2 protein-coding genes are annotated in these 1476 nt (G+C 57.7%); both read right to left on the minus strand.

Going from position 1 to position 1476, the window contains the following annotated elements; all coding sequences use genetic code 11:
• A partial coding sequence (locus ACTNDJ_RS08920) for a hypothetical protein (protein WP_441083569.1) occupies nucleotides 1-727 on the minus strand: 727 nt, incomplete at its 3' end.
• Between the two features lie 138 nt (nucleotides 728-865).
• Nucleotides 866-1476: glucosaminidase domain-containing protein (locus ACTNDJ_RS08925; RefSeq protein WP_441083570.1), on the minus strand; the 611-nt coding region annotated here is incomplete at its 5' end.

Consider the following 1476-nt stretch of genomic DNA (forward strand, 5'->3'; position numbering starts at 1 on the left):
AGACGGACAGGCCAAGCTCGCACTCGTCCCCGAGCAGGGGCGACCCGCCGTCGGTAGCCTTCGCGGAGAGGCCGTCGAGGGAGAAGTCCTCGGTTATGCTGACGGGAAGTACGGAGGTCGCGGAGAGGCCGCCGACGGAGACGTCGACGTAGACCCTGTACGAACCGGACGAAGCGGGCTTCCAGGTGCAGGATGTCGCCTCGGACGGCCCCTGCGCAACCCCCCACTCGGCCCAGGAGTCCTTCTGCCAGACGAACTTGAGCTTCGCGCCGGGTGCGGCCGCCGCATGAATGGAAACCTTCATGCCGGGCGACCACTCCAAGTCGGGCCCTCCATCAACCGAGAGTCGGCAAGCGTCCACATGCACGGGGAACTTGCGCGTGGTGACGCGGCCGGCCGAGTCGATGGCGTCCACCCAAATGTTGACGTCTCCGGTCACCTCTGGGGTCCAGGGGCAAGACGCGGAGGGCTCGCCCTGGCGGATTGTCCCCCAGCGAGACCATCCGCCCTGCTCCCAGACGAACTTGTACCTGACCGAGCCCGCATTGCCGGAGACGGACAGGCCAAGCTCGCACTCGTCCCCGAGCAGGGGCGACCCGCCGTCGGTAGCCTTCGCGGAGAGGCCGTCGAGGGAGAAGTCCTCCGACAGGCCAAACGTATTATTAGCAGAATCGACGAAAAGAGGAGGAGTGCCTTGATCTGTCGCAAAGGAATACGAAGCGGCCATAGGCAAAATCAAAAAAGAAACAAATATTGCAAGGATGAGCTTACGGCAAGCTGTCTTCATCGGAATCAGACATCCTAACAAACGAAGCTGTATAACTGAAATCTAAAGACGACTAGCGCTGAAGGGAAAATCGCATCGTTAGATCATTCTGTTAATAATCGCTGCGATTCTTTGGCCGTAACCATCGCCAGGGACAGCCCATAAACCATTGAGGTCTTCTAGACACGGAGCGATGCCCAGATATCCCCTATCAACAAGTATTTGATAACGAGGATCAACACAAACGTTGTTCAAGGGCAAACTGGTCGCATAGCCTTTTAAATGCTGAGATTGAGCAAGCAGCCCCTGATATACGTTGTCAAACCTTGCTCCACCGACCTGAGGACCAGTGGCCCCTAAGCCAGCAAAATTGCACTGGTCTGCGGATACCGAACCCCCAAACTGGAGCCATCCAGTCTCCAACATGGCTTGGGCAAACACGACTTCAGGTCTAACGCCTTCAGAGGAGGCAGCCAAAATTACCTGATTGCAGAACTCAGTAATGTTAGAAGCGCCCCTTTGCGAATAGACTTCAGAGGGATAGGCATGTCCAGTAGAAACATACAAACGAACCATGGAGTCAGCAGATGTCGAGAGCGCGCCCATAATTGACGTGCCGTCGACCGTCACCTTGCGGGTGAGGTGCTTGGCCTGCCCGCCGTCGATCACGTCGAGGTAGAGGGTGTACTCTCCGGGCTCGGAGGGGGTCC

The sequence above is a fragment of the Collinsella sp. HCP3S3_D1 genome (assembly GCF_052064015.1).
Taxonomy (GTDB): Bacteria; Actinomycetota; Coriobacteriia; order Coriobacteriales; family Coriobacteriaceae; genus Collinsella.